General features: G+C 66.6%; 4 protein-coding genes. 1 reads left to right on the plus strand and 3 read right to left on the minus strand.

The window, feature by feature from the left end; genetic code table 11:
• Positions 1-360: SIS domain-containing protein (locus ACXJKR_RS31465; protein WP_457326198.1), on the plus strand; the 360-nt coding region annotated here is incomplete at its 5' end.
• Here ACXJKR_RS31465 and ACXJKR_RS31470 read toward each other — a convergent pair.
• The 3 genes from ACXJKR_RS31470 to ACXJKR_RS31480 form a co-directional block, all read right to left on the minus strand.
• Positions 361-669: an STAS domain-containing protein gene (locus ACXJKR_RS31470; protein ID WP_056203352.1), complete on the minus strand. Its 309-nt coding sequence runs from the start codon at positions 667-669 to the stop codon at positions 361-363. It abuts the gene before it with no gap.
• A gap of 2 nt (positions 670-671) precedes the next feature.
• Positions 672-1322 carry an MlaC/ttg2D family ABC transporter substrate-binding protein gene (locus tag ACXJKR_RS31475; RefSeq protein ID WP_056203349.1) on the minus strand — a complete coding sequence of 217 codons (651 nt, stop codon included), beginning with the start codon at positions 1320-1322 and terminating at the stop codon, positions 672-674.
• A gap of 88 nt (positions 1323-1410) precedes the next feature.
• The coding region (locus ACXJKR_RS31480) for an MlaA family lipoprotein (RefSeq protein WP_457326199.1) at positions 1411-1768 on the minus strand (358 nt) is incomplete at its 5' end.

The raw sequence follows: 1768 nt of genomic DNA on the forward strand, positions 1-1768 counted from the left end.
CAGCTCATGAGTGCGACCATGCTGCAGCCAGGCGATTGCGCCGTCATCATCAGCAATTCTGGGCGCAGCCGCGACCTGCTGGATGCGGCCGACATCGCGCGCAAGAAGGGCGCGACCATCATCATCATCACGGCCAGCGCTTCGCCGTTGGCGCAGTTGGCGCTAGGCCCCAGCCAGATCCTGCTGGCGGTGGACCATCCCGAAGACTTCGACCGCTATAGCCCCATGGTGTCGCGTTTGCTGCATCTGATCGCGGTGGACATCCTGACCACGGGCGTGGCGCTGAAGCTGGGCCAGCACCTGCGGCCCATGCTGCAGGAGATCAAGAAGAATCTGCGCGCGAAACGTTACGCGGGCTGATCAGACGGCCGCGGCAGGCGGCCACAGCAGTTCGGCCACGCCGTAGACGCGAGCCAGTTCGCGAAGCTTGTCGGGCGCGTTGTCCAGCTTCAGCGTTGCGCCCTGCTCGGTGCACTGGCGCCCGGCCGACAGCAACACGCTCAGCGCCGCGGAATCGAAATCCTTCAACTCGGCAGCCGACAGCCTGACCTCACGGCCGGCCGCCGCCAGCACCTGGGCGGCCTCGGCGCGCAGGGCGGGCGACATCTGCGCCCAGGCGGCGCGGGCGCCGTCCGTGCGCAGCCGTGCAGGCAGCTTCAGGCCGCTCAAGATCAGCCCTTGGCGGCGGGAGCGCCGGCCTTGGCGTTCTTGTCCGCCAGGCTCTTGATCAGGCCGTCGATGCCGTTGGCGCCGATCTCCTGGGCGAAGCTGTTGCGGTACTGGTCCGCCAGCCAGATGCCCAGCACATTGACGTCATAGATCTTCCACTCGGCACCGGCCTTCTCCAGGCGATAGTCGAGCTGGATGGCATCGCCCTTGCCACGGATCTCGGTCTTCACGACGACCTCGGTGTCGGTCGGCTGGGCGCGCAGCGGCTTCAGGCCGATGGTCTGGTCCTTCACCTGCGTCAGCGCGCCGGCATAGGTGCGCACCAGCAGGGTCTTGAACTCGGCCTGCAGCTTGGTCTGCTGCTCCGGCGTGGCCTGGCGCCAGAAGCGGCCGACGGCCGATGCCGTCATGCGCTGGAAGTTGACGTGAGGCATCACCTTGGCGTCGACCAGGGCGATGATCTTGTTGACGTTGCCGGCCTGGATGTCCTTGTCGGCCTTGACGGCCTCGATGGTTTCCAGGGACAGCTGGCGGATCAGCTGGTCGGGCGTGCCGCCATCGGCCGCATGGGCGCCATGCACGAGGCCAAGGCTCAAGGTCGCCAGGGTGGCCACGGTGAGCAGGCGGCGGCGCAGGGATTTCAGCACAGTCATGGTTTCGCTTTCTCTGAACGGGACGGGCGCTCAACGCGCCAGTCCGGATTTTGGTTGGCTCTCGGGACGTAACCGTTCGCGTGCGGATTCACCGCGCCGCTGCAGAGGCAGGCTCGGCAGGCTTCTTCACGTTCGCCGCGGGTTCGGACGCCGCAGGCTCGGGCGCTGAAGCTGCGGTGGCCGCTGCCGAAGCGCCGTTGCCCGGCACGAGCACCTCGACCTCGTCGTCATCATCGAAGCTGCCGCGGCGTTGCAGATAGGCGTCGCGGTAAAAGGTGTATTTGTCCAACGCAATGCCATCGAGCATTTCACCGGCACGCAGGAAGTTGGAGCGCGTGTTGACGAGGCTCAGCGCGGTAATTGCGACCTTCTTGCGGCCATCGTCGAAGATCACGCCCGGCGAGGCCTGCCAGTCCACCGGCAAGGCCAGCGAGTCGCGCACCGAG

The organism is Roseateles sp. P5_E11 (genome assembly GCF_054049355.1).